Annotated in this window: 19 protein-coding genes; 11 read left to right on the top strand and 8 right to left on the bottom strand. The window is 43.5% G+C overall.

Going from position 1 to position 17,990, the window contains the following annotated elements; translation table 11 throughout:
• Window positions 1-73 precede the first annotated feature (73 nt).
• The 8 genes from Q1A23_RS19055 (at window position 74) to Q1A23_RS19020 (ending at window position 8,653) form a co-directional block, all read left to right on the top strand.
• Window positions 74-2,524 (top strand): TonB-dependent receptor, encoded by a 2,451-nt coding sequence (locus Q1A23_RS19055; protein ID WP_299826402.1) that lies wholly within the window; start codon window positions 74-76, stop codon window positions 2,522-2,524.
• A gap of 94 nt (window positions 2,525-2,618) precedes the next feature.
• Window positions 2,619-3,881: a PepSY-associated TM helix domain-containing protein gene (locus Q1A23_RS19050; RefSeq protein WP_299826400.1), complete on the top strand. Its 1,263-nt coding sequence runs from the start codon at window positions 2,619-2,621 to the stop codon at window positions 3,879-3,881.
• 194 nt (window positions 3,882-4,075) lie between these two features.
• Complete coding sequence (locus Q1A23_RS19045; protein ID WP_299826398.1) at window positions 4,076-4,573, top strand: TlpA disulfide reductase family protein; 498 nt, start codon at window positions 4,076-4,078, stop codon at window positions 4,571-4,573.
• 11 nt (window positions 4,574-4,584) lie between these two features.
• A complete protein-coding gene (locus tag Q1A23_RS19040; RefSeq protein ID WP_299826396.1) occupies window positions 4,585-5,214 on the top strand; it encodes a thioredoxin family protein in 630 nt (209 codons plus the stop codon).
• 398 nt (window positions 5,215-5,612) lie between these two features.
• Complete coding sequence (locus tag Q1A23_RS19035) at window positions 5,613-6,203, top strand: hypothetical protein (protein WP_299826394.1); 591 nt, start codon at window positions 5,613-5,615, stop codon at window positions 6,201-6,203.
• A 141-nt stretch (window positions 6,204-6,344) separates the two neighbouring features.
• Window positions 6,345-6,956 (top strand): hypothetical protein, encoded by a 612-nt coding sequence (locus Q1A23_RS19030; protein ID WP_299826392.1) that lies wholly within the window; start codon window positions 6,345-6,347, stop codon window positions 6,954-6,956.
• 628 nt (window positions 6,957-7,584) lie between these two features.
• Complete coding sequence (locus Q1A23_RS19025; RefSeq protein WP_299826390.1) at window positions 7,585-7,989, top strand: hypothetical protein; 405 nt, start codon at window positions 7,585-7,587, stop codon at window positions 7,987-7,989.
• 418 nt (window positions 7,990-8,407) lie between these two features.
• Window positions 8,408-8,653: a hypothetical protein gene (locus Q1A23_RS19020; protein ID WP_299826388.1), complete on the top strand. Its 246-nt coding sequence runs from the start codon at window positions 8,408-8,410 to the stop codon at window positions 8,651-8,653.
• A 22-nt stretch (window positions 8,654-8,675) separates the two neighbouring features.
• On the opposite strand, the gene Q1A23_RS19015 is transcribed toward Q1A23_RS19020, so the two are convergent.
• On the bottom strand, window positions 8,676-9,053 hold the full coding sequence (locus tag Q1A23_RS19015) for a hypothetical protein (protein WP_299826386.1): 378 nt from the start codon (window positions 9,051-9,053) through the stop codon (window positions 8,676-8,678).
• A gap of 290 nt (window positions 9,054-9,343) precedes the next feature.
• Here Q1A23_RS19015 and Q1A23_RS19010 point away from each other — a divergent pair, with 290 nt between their 5' ends.
• The 3 genes from Q1A23_RS19010 to Q1A23_RS19000 all read left to right on the top strand — a co-directional run bounded on the left by Q1A23_RS19010 (window position 9,344) and on the right by Q1A23_RS19000 (window position 10,962).
• Complete coding sequence (locus Q1A23_RS19010; protein ID WP_299826384.1) at window positions 9,344-9,961, top strand: NlpC/P60 family protein; 618 nt, start codon at window positions 9,344-9,346, stop codon at window positions 9,959-9,961.
• A 214-nt stretch (window positions 9,962-10,175) separates the two neighbouring features.
• Entirely contained in the window at window positions 10,176-10,712 is a 537-nt protein-coding gene (locus Q1A23_RS19005) for a YkvA family protein (protein ID WP_299826383.1), read from the top strand.
• A 22-nt stretch (window positions 10,713-10,734) separates the two neighbouring features.
• Window positions 10,735-10,962, top strand: coding sequence for a hypothetical protein (locus Q1A23_RS19000; RefSeq protein WP_299826381.1), 228 nt, complete (start codon window positions 10,735-10,737; stop codon window positions 10,960-10,962).
• Window positions 10,963-11,123: 161 nt separating this feature from the next.
• On the opposite strand, the gene Q1A23_RS18995 is transcribed toward Q1A23_RS19000, so the two are convergent.
• The 7 genes from Q1A23_RS18995 to Q1A23_RS18965 form a co-directional block, all read right to left on the bottom strand.
• Window positions 11,124-12,644, bottom strand: a complete 1,521-nt coding sequence (locus Q1A23_RS18995; protein WP_299826379.1) for a carboxypeptidase regulatory-like domain-containing protein — start codon at window positions 12,642-12,644, stop codon at window positions 11,124-11,126.
• Between the two features lie 360 nt (window positions 12,645-13,004).
• Window positions 13,005-13,319 (bottom strand): curli-like amyloid fiber formation chaperone CsgH, encoded by a 315-nt coding sequence (gene csgH, locus Q1A23_RS18990; RefSeq protein ID WP_299826377.1) that lies wholly within the window; start codon window positions 13,317-13,319, stop codon window positions 13,005-13,007.
• 66 nt (window positions 13,320-13,385) lie between these two features.
• On the bottom strand, window positions 13,386-13,970 hold the full coding sequence (locus Q1A23_RS18985) for a hypothetical protein (RefSeq protein WP_299826375.1): 585 nt from the start codon (window positions 13,968-13,970) through the stop codon (window positions 13,386-13,388).
• A gap of 83 nt (window positions 13,971-14,053) precedes the next feature.
• The gene (locus Q1A23_RS18980) at window positions 14,054-15,313 is read right to left on the bottom strand and encodes a hypothetical protein (protein ID WP_299826373.1); all 1,260 of its coding nucleotides are present in this window, start codon (window positions 15,311-15,313) and stop codon (window positions 14,054-14,056) included.
• A 217-nt stretch (window positions 15,314-15,530) separates the two neighbouring features.
• On the bottom strand, window positions 15,531-16,865 hold the full coding sequence (locus Q1A23_RS18975) for a CsgG/HfaB family protein (RefSeq protein ID WP_299826371.1): 1,335 nt from the start codon (window positions 16,863-16,865) through the stop codon (window positions 15,531-15,533).
• A gap of 129 nt (window positions 16,866-16,994) precedes the next feature.
• Entirely contained in the window at window positions 16,995-17,426 is a 432-nt protein-coding gene (locus Q1A23_RS18970; protein ID WP_299826369.1) for a curli production assembly/transport component CsgF, read from the bottom strand.
• A gap of 32 nt (window positions 17,427-17,458) precedes the next feature.
• On the bottom strand, window positions 17,459-17,932 hold the full coding sequence (locus Q1A23_RS18965; RefSeq protein ID WP_299826367.1) for a CsgE family curli-type amyloid fiber assembly protein: 474 nt from the start codon (window positions 17,930-17,932) through the stop codon (window positions 17,459-17,461).
• Between the last annotated feature and the right edge of the window lie 58 nt (window positions 17,933-17,990).

Raw genomic sequence — 17,990 nt, 5'->3', positions numbered from 1 at the left:
TATTTATAATTAGTCTAAATAAACAGAACGCAGCTTAGCTGCATAACTGATAACTCTCCTACCATATACTAAAATGAATAAAAGATTTACACTACTTGCGTTGCTGCTCATGCTTTGCCAACTGGCCTGGGCACAAAACTCTGCTCTCCAACGTGGTGCTGCTATCAGGGGCCAGGTAATGCAGGCAGAAGGCCAGCCTTTAGCTGGTGCCAGCGTTGTGGTTGAGAACACGCAGCTTGGTGCAGTTACCGACGAAAACGGATATTTTGAGATAAAACACCTGCCTGAAGGCAACTACCAGGTAAGGGCCATGATGATCGGTTTTAACAGCATCACGACAGAAGTGCGTATCAATCAAGGCAAATCAGAAGAGATCAACTTTAACCTTAAAGTTAAGGCAAACCAGATGGCGGAGGTTGAGGTTTTTGGAATCAGGGACAAGCAGCCAGAGAAATTAGACGCCATTACCCGCCTACCGCTTAAACCAAGCGAGCAGATCCAGAGCATTTCGGTTATATCAGAAAAGCTAATTGAGCAGCAAGGTGCACTTACCGTTACTGAGGGTGTGCGCAATGTGCCGGGCGTTTATACCTATGCAACCTACGGTGGCGTAAGAGAAAGTATTTCTTCGCGCGGTTTCCGAGGCATCCCTACCCTTAAAAACGGCGTGCGCGTAATGACCGACTTCCGTGGCCAGGGCTTTTCTACGGACATGCAAGGTGTAGAAAGCGTGCAGGTATTAAAGGGAGCAAGCTCTATTACGATGGGTGCCGCTACTGATTTAGGTGGCCCGGGCGGTATCGTGAATATTGTTACAAAAACACCAAAATTTGAAAACACAGGCGCTGTTTCGCTTCGTGCCGGCAGCTGGGGATTGATCAGGCCTACTTTTGATGTGCAGCGTGTACTGGACAAGGGCAACAAAGTGGCCATTCGCTTAAACGGTGCTTACGAGAACGGCGGCAAGTTCCGCGACCACATGGACAACGAGTCGTTTTACATTAACCCATCCCTGGAGTGGCGGCCAAACAACCGCAGTACCTTAACCCTGGAGATGGATTACTTTAAAGAAGAGCAGGGCATTGACGTAGGTACTGTAAACCTATCAGTAGGCAACAAAGAAAACAAGATCTACGACCTGCCGTCGGAGCGTTTCCTTGGTTTTGAGTCTGATAAAACGGACCTGAAGCACTCAAGCTACACAGCGCGTTACAACTACAACATCACCAACAACTTATACGTAAGGGCCGCTGTATTTAACTCTAACTATAACTACGATGCCGTTAAGTCAAACCTGGCAGCGCTGAAGCCCAATGCTAAAACAGGTGTAAACGTGAATGAGGTAAACTGGTACAGACGTTCTATCGCGCACAACTCAACCCGCGAAGATAACAGCACCGTATTACAGCTGGACCTGGTAGGCCGCAAAATACAAACAGGTAAGATCAACCATACTTTCCAGGTAGGCACCGACTATCGCTACATCGACCTGTTCCAGCCTACTTACAATTCTCTTGCCATCGACGAGATCAATGTGTTTGACCCGGCAACTGTAAGCCATACATTACCAGAGAACGTGCCAGCATTTGAGCGTACAGGAGGCACCCAATCTTACGATTACCGCTTCGGGGCTACGTTTCAGGATGTGATTCAGCTGACTAATTGGGCAAGAGTATACGGTGGCGTGCGCTACAGCACGAACAAAACGAAAGACGACGGCGAAGAAAGCGCTACAACAGAGTTCTGGAACCCGCTGGCTGGTGTGATGTTTACTATCAAGGACGGTATAAACATCTTTGGTTCTTACACCAACAGCACCAACCCACGCTCGGCTGCTGTAGTTGATGCAAACGGTGAGCCGCTAGGCGCAGAGCGCATCGACCAGCTTGAGGCAGGTATCAAGTCAGAGTGGTTTAACGACCGCCTGCGCTTTAACCTGACGTTCTTCAAGATCAACAACAAAGACATGAACCTGAGAGCCTTTACCGTTGATGAGAACGGTGTTGTACTGGAGACAGGCTACTACATTAAAGGCGGCAACGATGAGCGGAAAGGTATAGAGGTAGAATTAACTGGCCGTGTACTGGAAAACCTGGAGATCGTAACCGGCTACTCTTACATAGACGCACAGTATAAAGACCACACTACTTTTGTACAGGGCTCTGCGCCAAACAACACGCCAAAGCATACCATTAACGTTTACGCCAACTACACGTTAAAAAGCGGCTTGCTGCATGGGCTTAACTTTGGTGCGGGCGCTTATTATCTTGGCGAACGCCCTTACAACGACTGGACGCAGGATGGCGTGCAGTACCACAACATCGACCCAAACACCGCTCCTTGGTTCAACAAGGCATACACGATCGTAAACGCGCAGGTTGGCTACGACTTCAAGAAGCATTGGGGTGTAAGAGCATTGTTTAACAACGTGTTTGACGAAGTAGGATACGACGCCTACCGCACCAGCTTCATCGACAGAATTCAACCAAGAAACGTGTCTGGTGTAGTTACTTATAAATTTTAATTAGATTTATTCCAAATAACAAAAAAGCTGCCGATATTTACCGGCAGCTTTTTTGTTAGAACTAAAACTTATCTCTCCTTACCTCTCACTTATTATGAAAAAGTATACTTTGCGGAAGCTCTTTAACGATGTGCACTTGTGGCTTGGCATTGCCAGCGGCCTTGTGTTATTTGTAGTTTGCCTTACGGGCACAATTTATACTTTTAAGGATGAGGTAGAGGAGTTTATGGCTCCTGAGAAATACACAGTAGAGGTGCCGGCCAATGCACAGCCAATGGCCCCAAGTATACTGATTGCGAAGCTGGAGCAAGAGCTAAAAGGCAATGTGGTAAGTATAAGCATACCTGAGGATAAAAGCAGCACTTACAGCGTAGGCGTGGCCCCGGCAAAAGGGCCTGAAGGCGACAAAAGAGCTGAGGGTGGCCCGAAAGGCAAGGGTGGCGAAAAAGGAAAACAAGGTAAAGGCGGAGAAAAAGGCAAAGGTGAAGGAAGCGGAGGCAGGCCAGCTACTTACTACGTAAACCCCTATACAGGCCAGGTAGTGGGCACACCTGAAAGCGCTACCGCAGCGTTTTTCTCTACCATCATGAAACTGCACCGCTGGTTGCTGATTGAGGGCGATGCAGGCAAAATAATTGTAGGCGCTTCTACGATCATCTTCACGTTTCTGGTACTTACAGGCCTGGTGCTGTGGTTCCCGGTAAAGCGCAAAAACTGGAAACAAGGCTTAAAGATCAAAACCAACGCTAAATGGAAACGCGTTAACCACGACTTGCACAACACCCTGGGCTTTTACTCCTCAATTCTGTTGCTGATAATGGCGCTTACAGGCCTTTGCTGGTCTTTTGAGTGGTACCGCCATGGCCTGAGCAGCGTAATGGGTTCTGAGGTTTTTAAAGGCCGTAAAGAGAAACCAGCCACCATTGCCGCTGCGCCCACTACAGCCACTACAGAAGATTACATACAGCAGGCTAACTTACTCCTGCCTTACGCCGGCGACCTGCGCGTGTCGCTGCCAGCAGACGATACAACTGCCGTGGTTATACAGAAAAGCAAGACTGGTTTTTTTGCGCTTGCAGCCTCTGATAAAGTACAGCTGAACAAGCACAACGCTGAGCCGCTTAAAGTTGATAAATTCTCTGATAAAGCCCTAAACGAACAAGTTGTATCGCTGATAAAGCCGCTGCACCTGGGCAACGTATACGGCACTTTCTCCAAGATTTTATACTTTATTGCGTGCCTTGTAGCCACTAGCTTACCAATAACCGGTACCTTGATCTGGATAAACAAGCTCCGCAAAAAGAAGAAGCCAAACAAGGCGGTTCGTACCGCAGGAGCTGCCACAGTAGCAAGCTAAATCCAAAATAAGATCAGCAGCAGCCACGGTTTATACTTTAAGCCGTGGCTGTTTTGTTTACACCATATAACCAGTACTTCCAAGAACAAAAATTGCTCCTGATTATACTTTGCCCGCTGTTTACAAAACCCGCTGTAAATGTTAATTTTATGCAGCAACACACGTATATTTTTGCTGCACACGTTACTTATAGGATGATAACACGAAAACTGAACCTGTTACTGGCCGCGCTGGCATTTATACTTATCTCGGCACCTGCTTTTGCCCAGCAGGTAAAAGTAATAAAGTATAAAGAGCTGGAGCAGATACGCAACGCCCCGCACGATACCTTGTATGTGGTAAATTTTTGGGCAACCTGGTGCAAACCTTGTATCAAAGAGATGCCATACTTTGAAGCGCTGACCGCGCAATATAAAAACCAGCCGGTGCGCGTAATGCTGGTAAGTATGGATGCTGCCGAAGACCTGGAAAAACGCGTTAAACCCTTTGTGCAGAAACGCAGTCTAAAATCGGATGTGCTACTGCTGGATGAGGTAGACGCCAACACCTGGATAGACAAACTAGAGCCAAAGTGGAGCGGTGCCATACCTGCTACTATGGTGTTTAACAACAAGCGCAAGCAGTACGAGTTCGTGGAGAAAGAGCTATCGCAGGAGGAATTGCAAAGTATAATCTTAAAGTATAAACCATAACATTTACCTCTATGAAAAAACCGAACCTACCTCTCGTGTACATGGTGTGCCTGCTGCTTGTGGGCGTGTTACTGGCAGCTGTTCCTGCCGACAACGGTTACCAGGTTGGCGATACAGCCCGCGATTTTAAACTAAAGAACGTTGATGGAAAAATGGTATCCATGGCTGATTATAAAGATGCCAAAGGCTTTATAGTTACCTTTACCTGCAACACCTGCCCATACTCAGTTGCCTACGAAGACCGTATCATCGACCTGCACAAAAAGTATGCGCCAAAAGGCTACCCGGTTATTGCCATCAACCCAAACGACGCAACGGCATCGCCTAAGGATTCTTACGCCGATATGCAGCAACGCGCCAAGAAAAAGAACTTCCCGTTTGCCTACCTCCACGACGAAACCCAGGAGATAACCAAAGCCTACGGTGCCACCCGCACACCGCACCTGTACATTGTGCAGAAGCAGAAAGACGGCAAGTATAAGGTAGCCTATATAGGCACCATAGACGATAACTCCCGCGACGCCTCTAAAGTAGAGAAGAAATACGCTGAAGCAGCCCTAGACCAAATGGTAGCCGGCAAAACGATAAGCCAACCAAACACCAAAGCCATTGGTTGTACCATTAAGTGGAGAGAAGCGTAATTTAAGGACAAGCAAAAGTAAAAAGTCCCTGCCAGGTTATGTGGCAGGGACTTTTTGTTTTAAAGTATGCTAGCCGTATATAAACGGATATACTCGGGTAATAACACGGATATAGATAGTCCGGCTATTTAACGAAAGGCGTATTTCTGAGCAAATTGCCAACACAACACCATTATACCTGCAATTAAATCCCTCATTACCAATACACTACATACTACTTAATTTAACACAGTATAGTATTTGCCAGATAACAGCATTAGTATTATCTTGTATTGTGTAAACCCTATATGGTTACCTGCAAAAGCAGTTTTTAATCTAAGTAGAAACACCTTCGCATATATAGCAGATAACCGGAACTGCTCCTTATATACTATAGTTAGGGGCAATAAGAAATTAAAGTGAAAAAGCTCATTTGTTTAACTCTTGCTTTGGTCTTTGGTTTTTTTGGTTGTAGTAGATTCGACAATCAAAAAATAAGCTTTCTAGACTTAAGGTTAGGTATGCCCTATTATGAATACAACCATTTAATCAGTAAATATCTAAAGGATGGTGTTCTCCTAGAGAAGATTATTGAAGAACCCTACGAGCACAAAAGGGTGCTTATTTATAAATGCAATGTGATAAAAAGGGACGGTATACTTGAGCCAATATTCTTTACCGACAGATTGGATAGTTTTAGAATCTTTTTTGGTCAGGGATTGGGTTACGAGCAAAATGAAGAAATATCTAATAAGGAATATTCTGAAATTTTAGAAAAGTTAAAGCTGGAATACGGGCAGCCCATAGAAAATCATAAAGACCCTGACACAGAGCACAGACAAGCAATTTGGGAAGCTGAAAATTTTAAGGTAAGTGCGGCTTTTGTCCCAGAAAGTGAGTTAAGTTCAGCGCACATCAGTATCATATACAACCCAATTGGAGATTTAGAACTGGAATTGGAAAAGTATAATGAAGAAAAGAAGTCACAAAGAGAACAGCAAAATTACTAACCCCTAACCCAACCTATAAGTTATGCTTTGGCTTCGCCTCGCACACCTTATCAGGCAAACCGTTAGGTGGAATAGCAAGTATGGCAAAGCAAGTTTGTCTTTGCTTTGCGCACCCTTCTTTGAATTTTAAATAGAAATCAAGTGGCAAGCTTTAGAATAGAAAAAACAGTCAAGATTTTATTGCTTAGCCTTTTGGCTGTTTTACAGACGGCTTGTAGGTTCACTGAAAATGGATCCGAGCCAGGAGGAGCTCACCAATTCTACATTGAGCTACAGGAGGACGATTGGGTGAAGAAGGCCGTAATGATGTACGCAGAGTGTTACAATCTCGACAATAAAAGCACTGTAATCAATATATTCATGTTCCTTGGTGACACTAGAAAAGTGATTACTGTCAATCATTCTATCCTAAGCTATGCGGAAACGAGGGATTACCCTTTAAATTACACGGTAGTTGAGGGCTTCTTAGTGGCAGTTTATTCAGGTTTGGAAGAACAGATCAAGGATAACCCTGCACAAGAAGAATTTGAAAGCAAAATTAAGGAAATGGGGATTGAGTTATTGAAGGACCCTATTATATTCGATCCTGTTTCATGGAGCTTTATCAAGTGCAACGAAGGTGAAAAAGTGGTAAAGAATGATGGTACAGGGTTGATTTATAACCAACTGCCCTGTGAATTTGAATTGGAGTATTTTGAAAAAGAGGGAAAGATTCGAGTTGTAGTCGATTCTACGTATGCTTTCCCAAATTGAGTGGAGAGAAATTAATTTATAGTAGTTAACATCTTAAACAGAGACAAGAATGTTTGCTACTATTGCCAATATTACTTCACCTAACCCTGTACATAAGTTAAGCTTCGGCTAAGCCTTGCTCACCTAATATACAACACCGTTAGGTGGTATTCAAATTATGAAAAGATTAGATGGTGCCAAATGAAGTAGTTGAAGAAATAGCAAAGTATCTATTGGGTCTTACCGTTCTTGTTTCATTCCTTTGGTACGTCATCTACAGACTTATGGAAGGATGGTCAAAAAGAAAGTCATTCATCTTCATAAATGCATCAATACTTGTCATCTATACCATTTACTTCATCAATGGTAGAATTTATCATTCTGAATACGGCGGAGCTTTGGTGTGGGGCTTCTACATGTTGTTAGTACCGTTCGTTCATACTATCATAATGGGAATTGTAACATTTATAATTAATAGGAATGTCAATAGAGATTAAGAAATGGGAAGCCTTTTGGGAGTTAGTCTTAAAGAAAATGGATATTCAAGAATAGTAGAAAGAATTGAAACAGAACCCCACCTAACAAAATCTATAAGGTAGCTTCGCCATCTTATAGCAGAGCCGTTACTTGCAAGCTGAAAACCGAACTTATGAAGAAAATTGGAACAATAATTTTAATGCTGATTTCATTCAACTTAATTGGACAAAATCTGGCTGAATGTGGAATTGATAATAATCCGAAACTCACTCAAGCGGAATCTGAATTTCTGAATGAATATATGACCGAACATAATAAGCAGAATTTTGACTTTACCGATAAAAAAGTATTTTTCGTAACGGGAAACAGCGGAAATAAATTCGGAACGAAATCTGATTATTTTGACAAAATTAAGCAACGGAATCAAACTGATGATAAAATCGCCACTTGGGTTGTAAAACTGACCGAAAAAGAACAAATCGAATCTGGTTATGATGTTATTGTAACTTATTGGGTTAAGGTTGTAACAGAAAAGCGCAAACGAAAAATATTGAGCGAAATAAAAGCCAGCAGGTAACATCGGCTATAATTTACTGCTACGTATTTTTTCCTTCGGAAAAACCACGCAGCCGTGAATGGTTGGTGTTTTTTTACTAAATTTAGTGCTTAACCTACCGCAGCAAACCATAGCCGAAACACGTTGCGGTGTATTTACTGATGCTAATAAGCAAAAGTAAAACGGGAAGCGCCTGCTTTATTTGCTACAGAAGCCTTTGATTTTATAACTGCACCTAAGACCTACAATGTAACCAACTTTACTTCTAGGAAAAGGCGAAGCGTCACTATTAAAAGAAAAGAACATTGTTAGAGGTAAAGCAGGAAAGGAGCACTTAACCAGATTAGTAAGCGCTGCCATATGGATACTTTACAGAGATTTCTTATCTTGGTATTACATCCACCACAATGGCAGATACTCTATACCCCTACCTCAAATAATGAAAAACAAATTCACGTTCGCCCTACTACTGGTGCTGCTCCTTTGCGCTACCACCTTGTATGCTCAAACTGCCGATACCACAAAAACGGTTATAAACAATGGGGTTGGCTTAGGTTCTGTTATAGCCGTTGTTGCCTCGTGGTCCAGAAACCGGTCTATACTTTGGGCCATACTTCATGGCATTTTCAGTTGGCTGTACGTCATTTATTTCGCCCTGACCCGAACCGCCAACGAGCAGGCATAAAGCAACTTCTGTTTACCTTATTCTATGCAGTTTCCTTTTCATCGCCGGGCAGCGGCAGTCCTGTTGGGCTGATGGCATTTTCGGCGCGCTGTGCTGGGTTCATAAACTTGCGGTGTTTCATGCCTTCTATGCGGGCTTCCACCTCATACTTGTTGTTGTAATAACCTACCCGCCACGACTCTGCCAGGTACAGCCACAGAAACCTGAAAAACCCATGCTCCTTAAACTGCCTGATGTGGCACAACTCATGTGCCACCCAACCATTATCTTTCATGAAGTCATCGCGGCTAACACCACTTAAATAGATGGTTTTGCCCAACACCATTGCCACATTGCTACTTTTTAAAACCACACGGGCAATGCGGGCAAATAAAGAATGTTCTACAATTTTAAAGTCCATTACTCTATCTCCTGAATTGTATTTGATACACTTGCTTTTTTAATTAAAAACTGCACTTTAAGGATAAACAAACACCATTTAAAGGCAGATATACCACATTTACAGGCAAATAGCTTTAGCCCTTTGTTTGGCTCTTAAATATTTTGTACTTATTTTTGAGCGCTGCTAGGCCGTACAGGCTTTAATTGCAGCGCATCAAGCAGGATTTAGTGCAATTTTCCTGCTTTGTTTAGAAAATAAAGGTGTAACTGTTTGCCAACTTCGCGCTGGCCGATAACATGCCAAACCCTATGACTAAAACCATTGTATTAACTGCACTTGCCGTTATCTCTGTTGTATTATCCTTCTTCTACGAAGTAATACCAGCTAAGTCGGCAACGCCAGCAAACACAGCAGCATATGCTATTACCCCCTACGCAATAAATTCAGGCGAAGACATGGTGCGCGCCCTCGAGTTGTACGAACCCGTAGAAGAAGAGAGTGAGCCAGAGGTAGAAGCATACTACTCTAAAAAGCTGAACATGCGTTTTGCCAACCCAGATGCCCGGGAACTGGTAGAAACAGTAGCCAAATGGATAGGAACCCCTTACAGCTACGGCCGCAGCTCCAAAAAAGGTACTGACTGCTCGGGTTTTGTATCTGCCATTTACCGCGATGTGTACGGTGTGGATTTAAGGCGCAGCTCTCACTCTATGTTCCAGGAGGTGCAGCGTATAAAAAAAGACAGCCTGCAAACAGGAGATCTTGTGTTTTTTCGCCGCAGCCCCAAGCAGCCGGTCTTTCATGTAGGCATCTACCTCAAAAACAACAAATTCATACATTCTGCCACTAGTGGCGGCGTAATGGTAAGCTCTTTAAAAGAGCCATATTACCGCAATTACTACTATGCCGCTGGCCGTGTAAATTAAGGCGGCCCAACAACGTATACTTAAGCCACGCAGTAAACCCTGCGTGGCTTTTTTTGTTTACAGCATAAACAACAATTTTACTGGCATCAAGTATAGGAAGCTTATCGTTAGTTCAGCAACTTTGCACCGCAAGTATGGCTACCTGCAAGTGCCTACGCTATAGCAAAGCTAAATTTCGTAAATTAACACAACCCGAATCAGAACGTAAAAAACTATGGAGAACCAAAGACAGGATGGCAAGAAGGTAGCCGATAGCAAGATCTTTAAAAATATCCTTAACAAGGCGGAGCAGTACCTGAAGCACCCTTCTAAAATAGCCAGCCTGCTAAACGATGCATTTAAGAAGGCAACGCATAATAAAAGTGTAGGCACGTTAGCCGGCGAGGTATGGGAAAACCTGCAGTTGCTGTCGCGCATGATAAAAGCTGCCACATCCGGAGAGTATAAAGGCATCCCAACAACTACACTTGTAGGTGGCGTGGCTGTTATACTATACTTCCTGATGCCGATAGACGTGATACCGGATTTTATACCTGTAATTGGTTTATTGGATGATGCCAGCTTGCTTGCCTGGTTTATGGCAAGTATAAAATCTGAACTGGATAAGTTTAAGGAGTGGGAAAGCAGCAGGCCCGCCGAAGAAAAGCAACCTGCTGATGAGGCCCACAATGCGGATCCATCGTTTGGCACACCAAAGTTTGCCGACCAGGCCGCTGGTACAGTTACTACTGAAACTGATAAGAGAGAATAGCATAATTTAACCGCAACTAACTATGGAGACAAAAAACACAGGCAAAGACAGCAACAAGCAAAGCAGCCAGCCTAAAAACCAAAACCAGGAAAACCCTTCGAAGGATCATACTTCGCAAGGGCACACAACAGGTGCCCAAGTCTCTTCCACCAACAGCAAAGAGCCAACCCTGCGCGGCTCTACCACCGACAGCAGCCGTGTACACAAAAACCGGCACGACGACCTGCCAACAGGCGGCAACATACGGTAACGTAAAGTATAAAAACAGGGGCGGCTACACCAGTAACCGCCCCTGTTTTTGTTTTAATTAGCTTAGCGCTGCCTGCCCTGCTTATGCAAATAAAAAAGAGCCGCAGCTGAAGCTGCGGCTCTTCCGGGTAAAGGGTGAAATATAATTAAAGGGATTAGGGGTTATTTCCAGTCTGGCATCTCAGCATCAGAAAACAAAAGCACTCTGTTAGACCCATCCGCTGCATTCATTGCCCATACTTCTTTCTTGCTGATACCATCATTAGACGTGTTTACAAAAATTATCTTTGCTCCATCCGGAGAGAACCTTGGGTTCAGATCATTTGTGCCAGCCGGCTTATTCACAGAAAGATCAACCACACCGGTTCCATCTATATTCTGAACAAAGATGCGCGCATCAAGCTGTCTGCCTTCCGGTGTTTCAAAGCCTGCCACATCCTGAGTATATATTACCCGGCGGCCATCTATAGAGAATGACGGGCTCTCAACCCTACCTGGCACATTATCAACCAACAAGGCCATACCTGTTCCATTTGCATTCATGATATAGATTTCCGAGTCGTTTATATTTGAGCCAATGGTTTGCATAACTATTTTACTTCCCTGCGATGTCCAGTCAACAGCCCTGAAGTGCCTGTTTTGTGGCGCTTTGGCCAGCAAGGTTAAGCCAGACCCATCACGCTCCACGCGGTAAAGGTTATCGTAGTTGGCGTACAATAACTGTCCTCCATCCGGAGACCAGGCAAAACCGATGCCCTGGTTGTGATAACCCGCCACAGGTACTGTCGTTACTTGTTGTTTGTCTGAGCCATCGCGCTTCATGATATAGATATGGTTTTCTATACCGGCATTAGAGGAGTAAGCTATCTCGTTTCTTCTTGGCGACATAACAGGCCACCATTCTCTACTAAAGCTGTTTGTAAGCCTGAACACATTTGTTGGTGCACCATCAGAACTGTAAATGTCGTAGTTGCCGTTTACGCTTTTTGCAAACAGGTACCTTGCATCTGGCAAATCAGCAGTTCTAAATGTCCAGACTGGTCCATTTGTAACGTTGCCATGGTTATCTTTTGCAATTACCTGCCAAAAGTAAGTTGTGCTGTAGTTTAACTGCGAAGCAACAACGGCTGTATCGCTTTTACCCTGAGATATGATGTTCTTCTGGGTGGAGCCAGACACGTACAGTAACACATCGTATTTTAACGAGTCGCCTTTATCCGGGTCTTTTCCTTGCCATCTCAGCGTAACAGCTATAGGCGCATCTACCGAATCCACTTTTGGCACCGGGTTATATGGACGCTCCGGCGACGCCTGCTGCTCTTTGCTTTTAGATAGCACAATAGTGATAGCCGAAATATTCTCTTCAGCTGCTTTCTTTGATTCTTTAACTGCAACAGCTACAGTTTCTGCGCCATAACCATTCTTTTTAGCCGACACAGTATAGTCCCCCCAAGGAACTGCGGTAATTTTAAATCTTCCGTTTTCATCTGTTACAATAGCCGATGTAGCAGGCGTTGTGGTAATGCTCGCAGCCGGAATAGCTACCCCCGTTTCTGCGCTAATCACCACTCCTTCAATCAATCCCTCTCCTTTTGGCTCTATTGTATCTTCGTTGCAGGAGGCAAGCCCAATAAATAGCGCAATAAAATAAAAAAGCTTAAGGGTAGATGCTGTTTTGAACATAATATATTTCTCTAGATAATCACAGATCAAAGTAAGTCGGGTTACGCATTACGCACTTATAGTACATCCATAAGCACCACAACCGTAAAGTACTATTAAATTATAATATACTGATATACGAATATTAAATGAGATAGTTTATACTCTTAGAGATATATTCAAATTTTATGTGAGCTTGTAAACATTTTGTTAAAGGACCAGGACAAGCAGCTTTAATTTGGAGGAGAGGGCACCTCTAAAAGAGGAGCATGGGAGTTTGCAATAGCGTAGCTATAGGAGTTTACACAGTCTGGGTAAAGTATACTTTTGTACCAACAAACCTTATGCTTCTGATTGATTATTGGCAGAACCCACCTTAGCTTATCTGGGGTAACTGACTGTGGCTGCCGCCACTTCTTGTAGCCCATTATATACTGTCAGATCCAATTTATACGCACTATCAGATGAAAAGGAAACCGACACCTTTGAGAGAACTATTGCTTCTCCAGCCGCAGCCCTTACAGCACCTGATTGGCTGGATATAGATGATCCTGATCTGCTAGTGCGCTTACACTTAAATTTATAAGTAAAAGCCCCGGCCTCTGTTGTATTATTTTCAAAGACACCTTTTAGCTTTAAATTATTGCCAATTACTTCTGTTTTGATACAGGCAGCATATCTTTCATCAGTCTTCACAGCATATATATCTTTAAGGGTAGGGTATAGTTAGCAGGGGTTAGTATTCTAAGTTTTACGGATAGCCTACTTTTTTGCACCCGCTGCCGGAGGCAAACCTACATTGCTCTGCTCAATCCTGATGTTCATGTTGTTGCCCTGCTGCACCACCTTATAAGGCTTTGAATTAGAGCTCGTTTCTACTTGGTTTATCGTGTTATTATTACCTATCTGGATTAAAGTATAATCCAGCTGCCTGCCGTGAACCCTTTGATTGACCTCATTAAAAGCGCCTTTCTGCACTACTGTAGAAGAGTTGCCTACGCCATCCAAATCACCTGTATAAGAATTCCTGGTACCAACCTGGGTTGCTGATATACTATTGCCTGCACCTTGCTGTGTAACTGCAGCTCTGTTTAGTACGCCAACCTGCTCAATAAATGCACCATTAGGGCGTGATGACACATTCCGTTGAGCAACGGACGCATAATTTGAAGTACCAGCCTGGTAGACATGTACTTTTGACTGAAGGCTGCTTTTTGCTGTTATTTCAGCAACTCTTTCAGATGCGATGCTTTTAACTAATTGCGTTTCGCTTTGGGTATTTTGCGCAAAAGCCGTCACCTGGAGCAACAGCAAGCATAAGGTTATAAGTAAGTTACTTGTTTTCATAAATCAACATTAAAACGAAAAGCGGTTAAAAGTAAAATATCCGCGATGGAGAAACCCCACCGCGGATATTTAAGGTATTGATATTACTGAGTGATTACTGCAGTATTTCTGATACCACTCTGACCAACTACAGCAGCGTTACCTGCTCCACCTTGTCTCACAGTAGCTGAATGACCCCAGCCAGCCTGACCAACTACAGCTGTACCGTGCTCACCCCACTGATGCACATCAGCAGAGTTACCTCTACCAAGTTGTCCAACAAGGGCAGTATTGCCGTGGTTTTCCTGTAATACTGTAGCCAGGTTATCTTCGCCTGATTGTGCAACTACTGCAGTCTGGTAGTCACCAGTTTGCGTGATAGTTGCTTCGTTACCTTCACCCAACTGAGCTATACCTGCTACATGGTACTCACCATCCTGATCGATAGTAGCCATGTTGTCGTAACCGGCCTGCGCAACACTAGCTAAGTTGTCGTCACCATCCTGGTCAATAGTAGCCATGTTGTCAGCTCCGCCTAACTGAGAAGAATAAGCAGTGTTATCGTCGCCGTCCTGCATGATCTCAGTATCATTGTCATCGCCACCAACTTGAGAAACATAGGCCGCGTTATCATCACCAGTCTGCTCAATGTCACCATCATTATTTTCGCCACCTAGCTGAGTAACCTCTGCGTAGTTGCGAGCACCATCCTGATCGATATCAGCTTCGTTGTCGTAACCGCCAACCTGAGATACTACAGCTGTGTTTCTGTAGCCATCCTGCATAATTTCGGTGCTGTTCTCTTCGCCACCTACTTGAGATACACCAGCCATGTTAAGAGATCCATCCTGCTCAACGTCGATATCATTGTCTTCGCCGCCAGTCTGAGCTGCACCAGCCATGTTTCTGAAGCCATCCTGATCGATATCAGCTTCGTTGTCTTCGCCACCGAACTGAGAGATTCTGGCGTCATTACCAAGACCATCCTGATCGATGTCAGCATCGTTATCTTCGCCACCAGTCTGAGCTATAGCAGCTCTGTTCATTGTTCCTTCTTGTTCAACAGCAGCGCTATTATCCAGGCCACCAAACTGAGCCACAGCAGCTCTGTTCATAGCACCTTCCTGGCTGATTGCAGAAGCATTGTCTGCACCATTAACCTGTAATGAAGAAGCAGCGTTGCTGCGACCTTCTTGAGCTATAGCAGCTCCGTTTCCTGTACCGTTTACCTGGCTAGCTGCAGCCACGTTTAAACGACCTTCTTGGGTGATTGCTGCTGCATTGCTTGTTCCGCTTTGAGCAAAAGCTGGAGTTGCAGCTAAGAAAAGTGCTACTGCACTTGCGTAGATCATACGTTTTTTCATGATTTTTGAATTATTTAAGGTTTCTATATTGTTTATATAAGCCTTATACCATGCAGAATAAATATAGTTACATTATATATATGTTTTTTTTATATTTTTTTAAATAATTATTATACTTAATTAATAAATATAACTTTTAATTGATTAAGGGATGATCTTAAATACAGAAAGCCAGGCAGTTACGCTTGGCTTTCTGTATTTAATTATAAATTATAGTTTATTTATACAGATTTAAGTAAAAATTTAAGCCCACTTTAGCAGTCCAGAAGTAATCATTAAACCTACCCTGCTCTACACTATCAAAATTATCGTTCATCAAGTAAGAACTAGATACATTTAAATCCAGGCCAACTCTATCTGTAACCAGATACTCAATACCTAAACCTGCCTTCACATATGGATCGAAACTATCGATAGAATAGCTTTGCTGATCGCTGTTATACAAAAGTGCGCCACTACCCAACTGGAAGTAGGGTGTATACCTAAGCTTCGGAAAAAAATTATAGTAAAGGTTTGCTTCAGCGAAATTAGTTGACACATTAAAATAAGTTGCTGTTGCTAAGTTACCTCTCCCTGCTTTAATGTCTACAGCCAGGTTGTTACGTGAACTTAATCTCAAACCTCCTTCCATAAACGTTTGCACTTTTTGCCCTGAGTAGTCACCTTTATACAACATTAGCCCAACTCCACCGCTTAACCCTAAGGCTCCACGCCTAACAGCAACATACCTTCCGTTCACATCACTATTTTCTACCTGCTCTTTTTCCTTAGCGTACTCCCGGAACAATGGAGACTGCAGGTCGTCTTTATTTTTAAGTTTCCAGTACCCTTCCTGCACCCCTTCAATAATTAAACTTTGCACAGCTTTATCTATGGCCTCTTTCACAGCCATTTCGGAGGGCTCGTTGTAGGTGAAACCTGTTTCAGCCTCAAGCAATCGCTTAAACTTAACATACCGGAATATTCCGATGTCTACTGCCTGCGAAAGTATAGTTTTAGACGTGTAAACCGTTTTCAGAATCTCGCCTGTGCTGGTAGAAATAGCCCTAAGGTATACCGTTACTTTGTCTTCACGGTACTGGCCTGAGCCACCCGCTCCAAAATAGCGCAAGCCAGCCCCGCCGGTTATTACATTTGCATCGTAGGAAATAATGCCACCCTCTAAAATAATGCCTGCAAATAAAAGACCCGGCAGGTTTGGCTCAGGCTTTTTAGTGATGGCTTCTGCTTCTGCACGTGTCGATCTGATAATCTTGCGCTCGTTCAGCAAATTGCCCAGGTTTTCACGCTCAATGGGAGTAAACCAACCCGACTCCTCTAGTGATTTAAGCAAAATGGTAGTAGTACCTTGCGTAACAGCAGTAGACCAGCTGGCACCATTAACAGATGGCTTATATTGGCCCGTCTGGTCGCGAAACTTATAAACCGCTGCTACTATTTTTTGCTGCGGCGCAGGCAGGTTAACCAAATCGGCATTACCAGGTGCAGGGGCTCCCAAAGATGCCCTAGTAGTTTGGAAAGGCTGACCCAGATTAGGGGAACATGCCGGCATGGCATATATAAATGCAAATAAAAACAAGGCTTGACAACCTTTTTTAAGCTTATACAACATAACTATAAGGGTTAATTGGGGTGGTAAGGCTATGGGTTATTTTGGCGCGAAATAGGAACCTTGTGGGGTTTAGTAGTAGGGTATGGTTACAGAAGTACGGTCTCCTGTGGCACTATCCACAATAATGATATTTATACCTTTACTGTCTTCTGTCACATCGATTTTATAAGAGCCAATTGTATAGCTCCCTGGCGTAATGCCATCCTCTCCAAACTGAGAAGTCACTAGTTGCCTTGACAACTGGCTTAATATCTGTCGGTTAAGATCTTTTTTAAAGTCTTGCAAAGGATTGTCTTCAAAAAGGCTTTTTTGGGATTCTTGTTTAGGATCTTTTAGTTTGTCCTGCGCTTGGGCAGAATTCATCATCCAATTATAGTTATAAGGATCGCCCCCAAAAGCAGGGTTTTTAGCCTGATACACAAAATCCTGTGCCATTGCCTCTCCTGCTCCTATCAGACAAAATGCCGCGAAAAAGCATAATGAGTAAAAAACTTTTTTCATAAGGGTATCTATTTTGATTTACTTTATAAAAATCAGAAAACTTCTTTTGCTCTTTTACCCTCAGCTTCAAGCTGTTGGTTTAACTGGTCTTGCAGTAAGTAGTCATACACTACAGCAACCATATAAGTAGCCACCTCCTCAATTAAATCGTACCGAGGCTGAAGGGCTTCTTCAAAAATTTTTTGTTCATTTACAGTTATGGAAACAATGGAACTGTTACCTCGCGCAGGCTGCTCTTTAATTAGCACAGTAAAGTTTTTTGCCATTGGCGGAGCTTCCCATTGCATCAGAAAAATATCATAGAAGTCGCGCCCTACCTTTGTAATCGTTTCATCTACTACTAAACCATCAATCTCCAGATCAACTGAGTTCTGCAGGCGTTCTTGCAGCAGCTGGTTTAGTAAACCAACTGTTTGCTGTTTATTTGTATTCGATATAGAGATAGAATCTTCTTTAGCTGCTGTATGCTCATAGGCTTGTGCGTCACAGGTATGCGTGTATCCCAAAACAAAGTACAGGCAGCCTAAGCATAGCAAGCTTTTTATAAATAACCCTTTAAACATA

It is taken from the genome of uncultured Pontibacter sp., from assembly GCF_947492645.1.
GTDB lineage: Bacteria > Bacteroidota > Bacteroidia > Cytophagales > Hymenobacteraceae > Pontibacter.
The sequence above is the reverse complement of the archived record's forward strand: the minus strand, read 5'-3'. Positions and strand labels throughout refer to the sequence as shown.

Bases quoted from the DNA above. Each gene is read 5' to 3' on its own strand.
- Q1A23_RS19055 (WP_299826402.1), top strand. From the start codon at position 74: ATGAATAAAAGATTTACACTACTTGCGTTGCTGCTCATGCTTTGCCAA.
- Q1A23_RS18995 (WP_299826379.1), bottom strand. From the start codon at position 12,644: ATGTTCAAAACAGCATCTACCCTTAAGCTTTTTTATTTTATTGCGCTA.
- Q1A23_RS19045 (WP_299826398.1), top strand. From the start codon at position 4,076: ATGATAACACGAAAACTGAACCTGTTACTGGCCGCGCTGGCATTTATA.
- Q1A23_RS18980 (WP_299826373.1), bottom strand. From the start codon at position 15,313: ATGAAAAAACGTATGATCTACGCAAGTGCAGTAGCACTTTTCTTAGCT.
- Q1A23_RS19020 (WP_299826388.1), top strand. From the start codon at position 8,408: ATGAAAAACAAATTCACGTTCGCCCTACTACTGGTGCTGCTCCTTTGC.
- Q1A23_RS19040 (WP_299826396.1), top strand. From the start codon at position 4,585: ATGAAAAAACCGAACCTACCTCTCGTGTACATGGTGTGCCTGCTGCTT.
- Q1A23_RS19015 (WP_299826386.1), bottom strand. From the start codon at position 9,053: ATGGACTTTAAAATTGTAGAACATTCTTTATTTGCCCGCATTGCCCGT.
- Q1A23_RS18970 (WP_299826369.1), bottom strand. From the start codon at position 17,426: ATGAAAAAAGTTTTTTACTCATTATGCTTTTTCGCGGCATTTTGTCTG.
- Q1A23_RS18985 (WP_299826375.1), bottom strand. From the start codon at position 13,970: ATGAAAACAAGTAACTTACTTATAACCTTATGCTTGCTGTTGCTCCAG.
- Q1A23_RS19000 (WP_299826381.1), top strand. From the start codon at position 10,735: ATGGAGACAAAAAACACAGGCAAAGACAGCAACAAGCAAAGCAGCCAG.
- Q1A23_RS19010 (WP_299826384.1), top strand. From the start codon at position 9,344: ATGACTAAAACCATTGTATTAACTGCACTTGCCGTTATCTCTGTTGTA.
- Q1A23_RS19050 (WP_299826400.1), top strand. From the start codon at position 2,619: ATGAAAAAGTATACTTTGCGGAAGCTCTTTAACGATGTGCACTTGTGG.
- Q1A23_RS18975 (WP_299826371.1), bottom strand. From the start codon at position 16,865: ATGCCGGCATGTTCCCCTAATCTGGGTCAGCCTTTCCAAACTACTAGG.
- Q1A23_RS19005 (WP_299826383.1), top strand. From the start codon at position 10,176: ATGGAGAACCAAAGACAGGATGGCAAGAAGGTAGCCGATAGCAAGATC.
- Q1A23_RS19025 (WP_299826390.1), top strand. From the start codon at position 7,585: ATGAAGAAAATTGGAACAATAATTTTAATGCTGATTTCATTCAACTTA.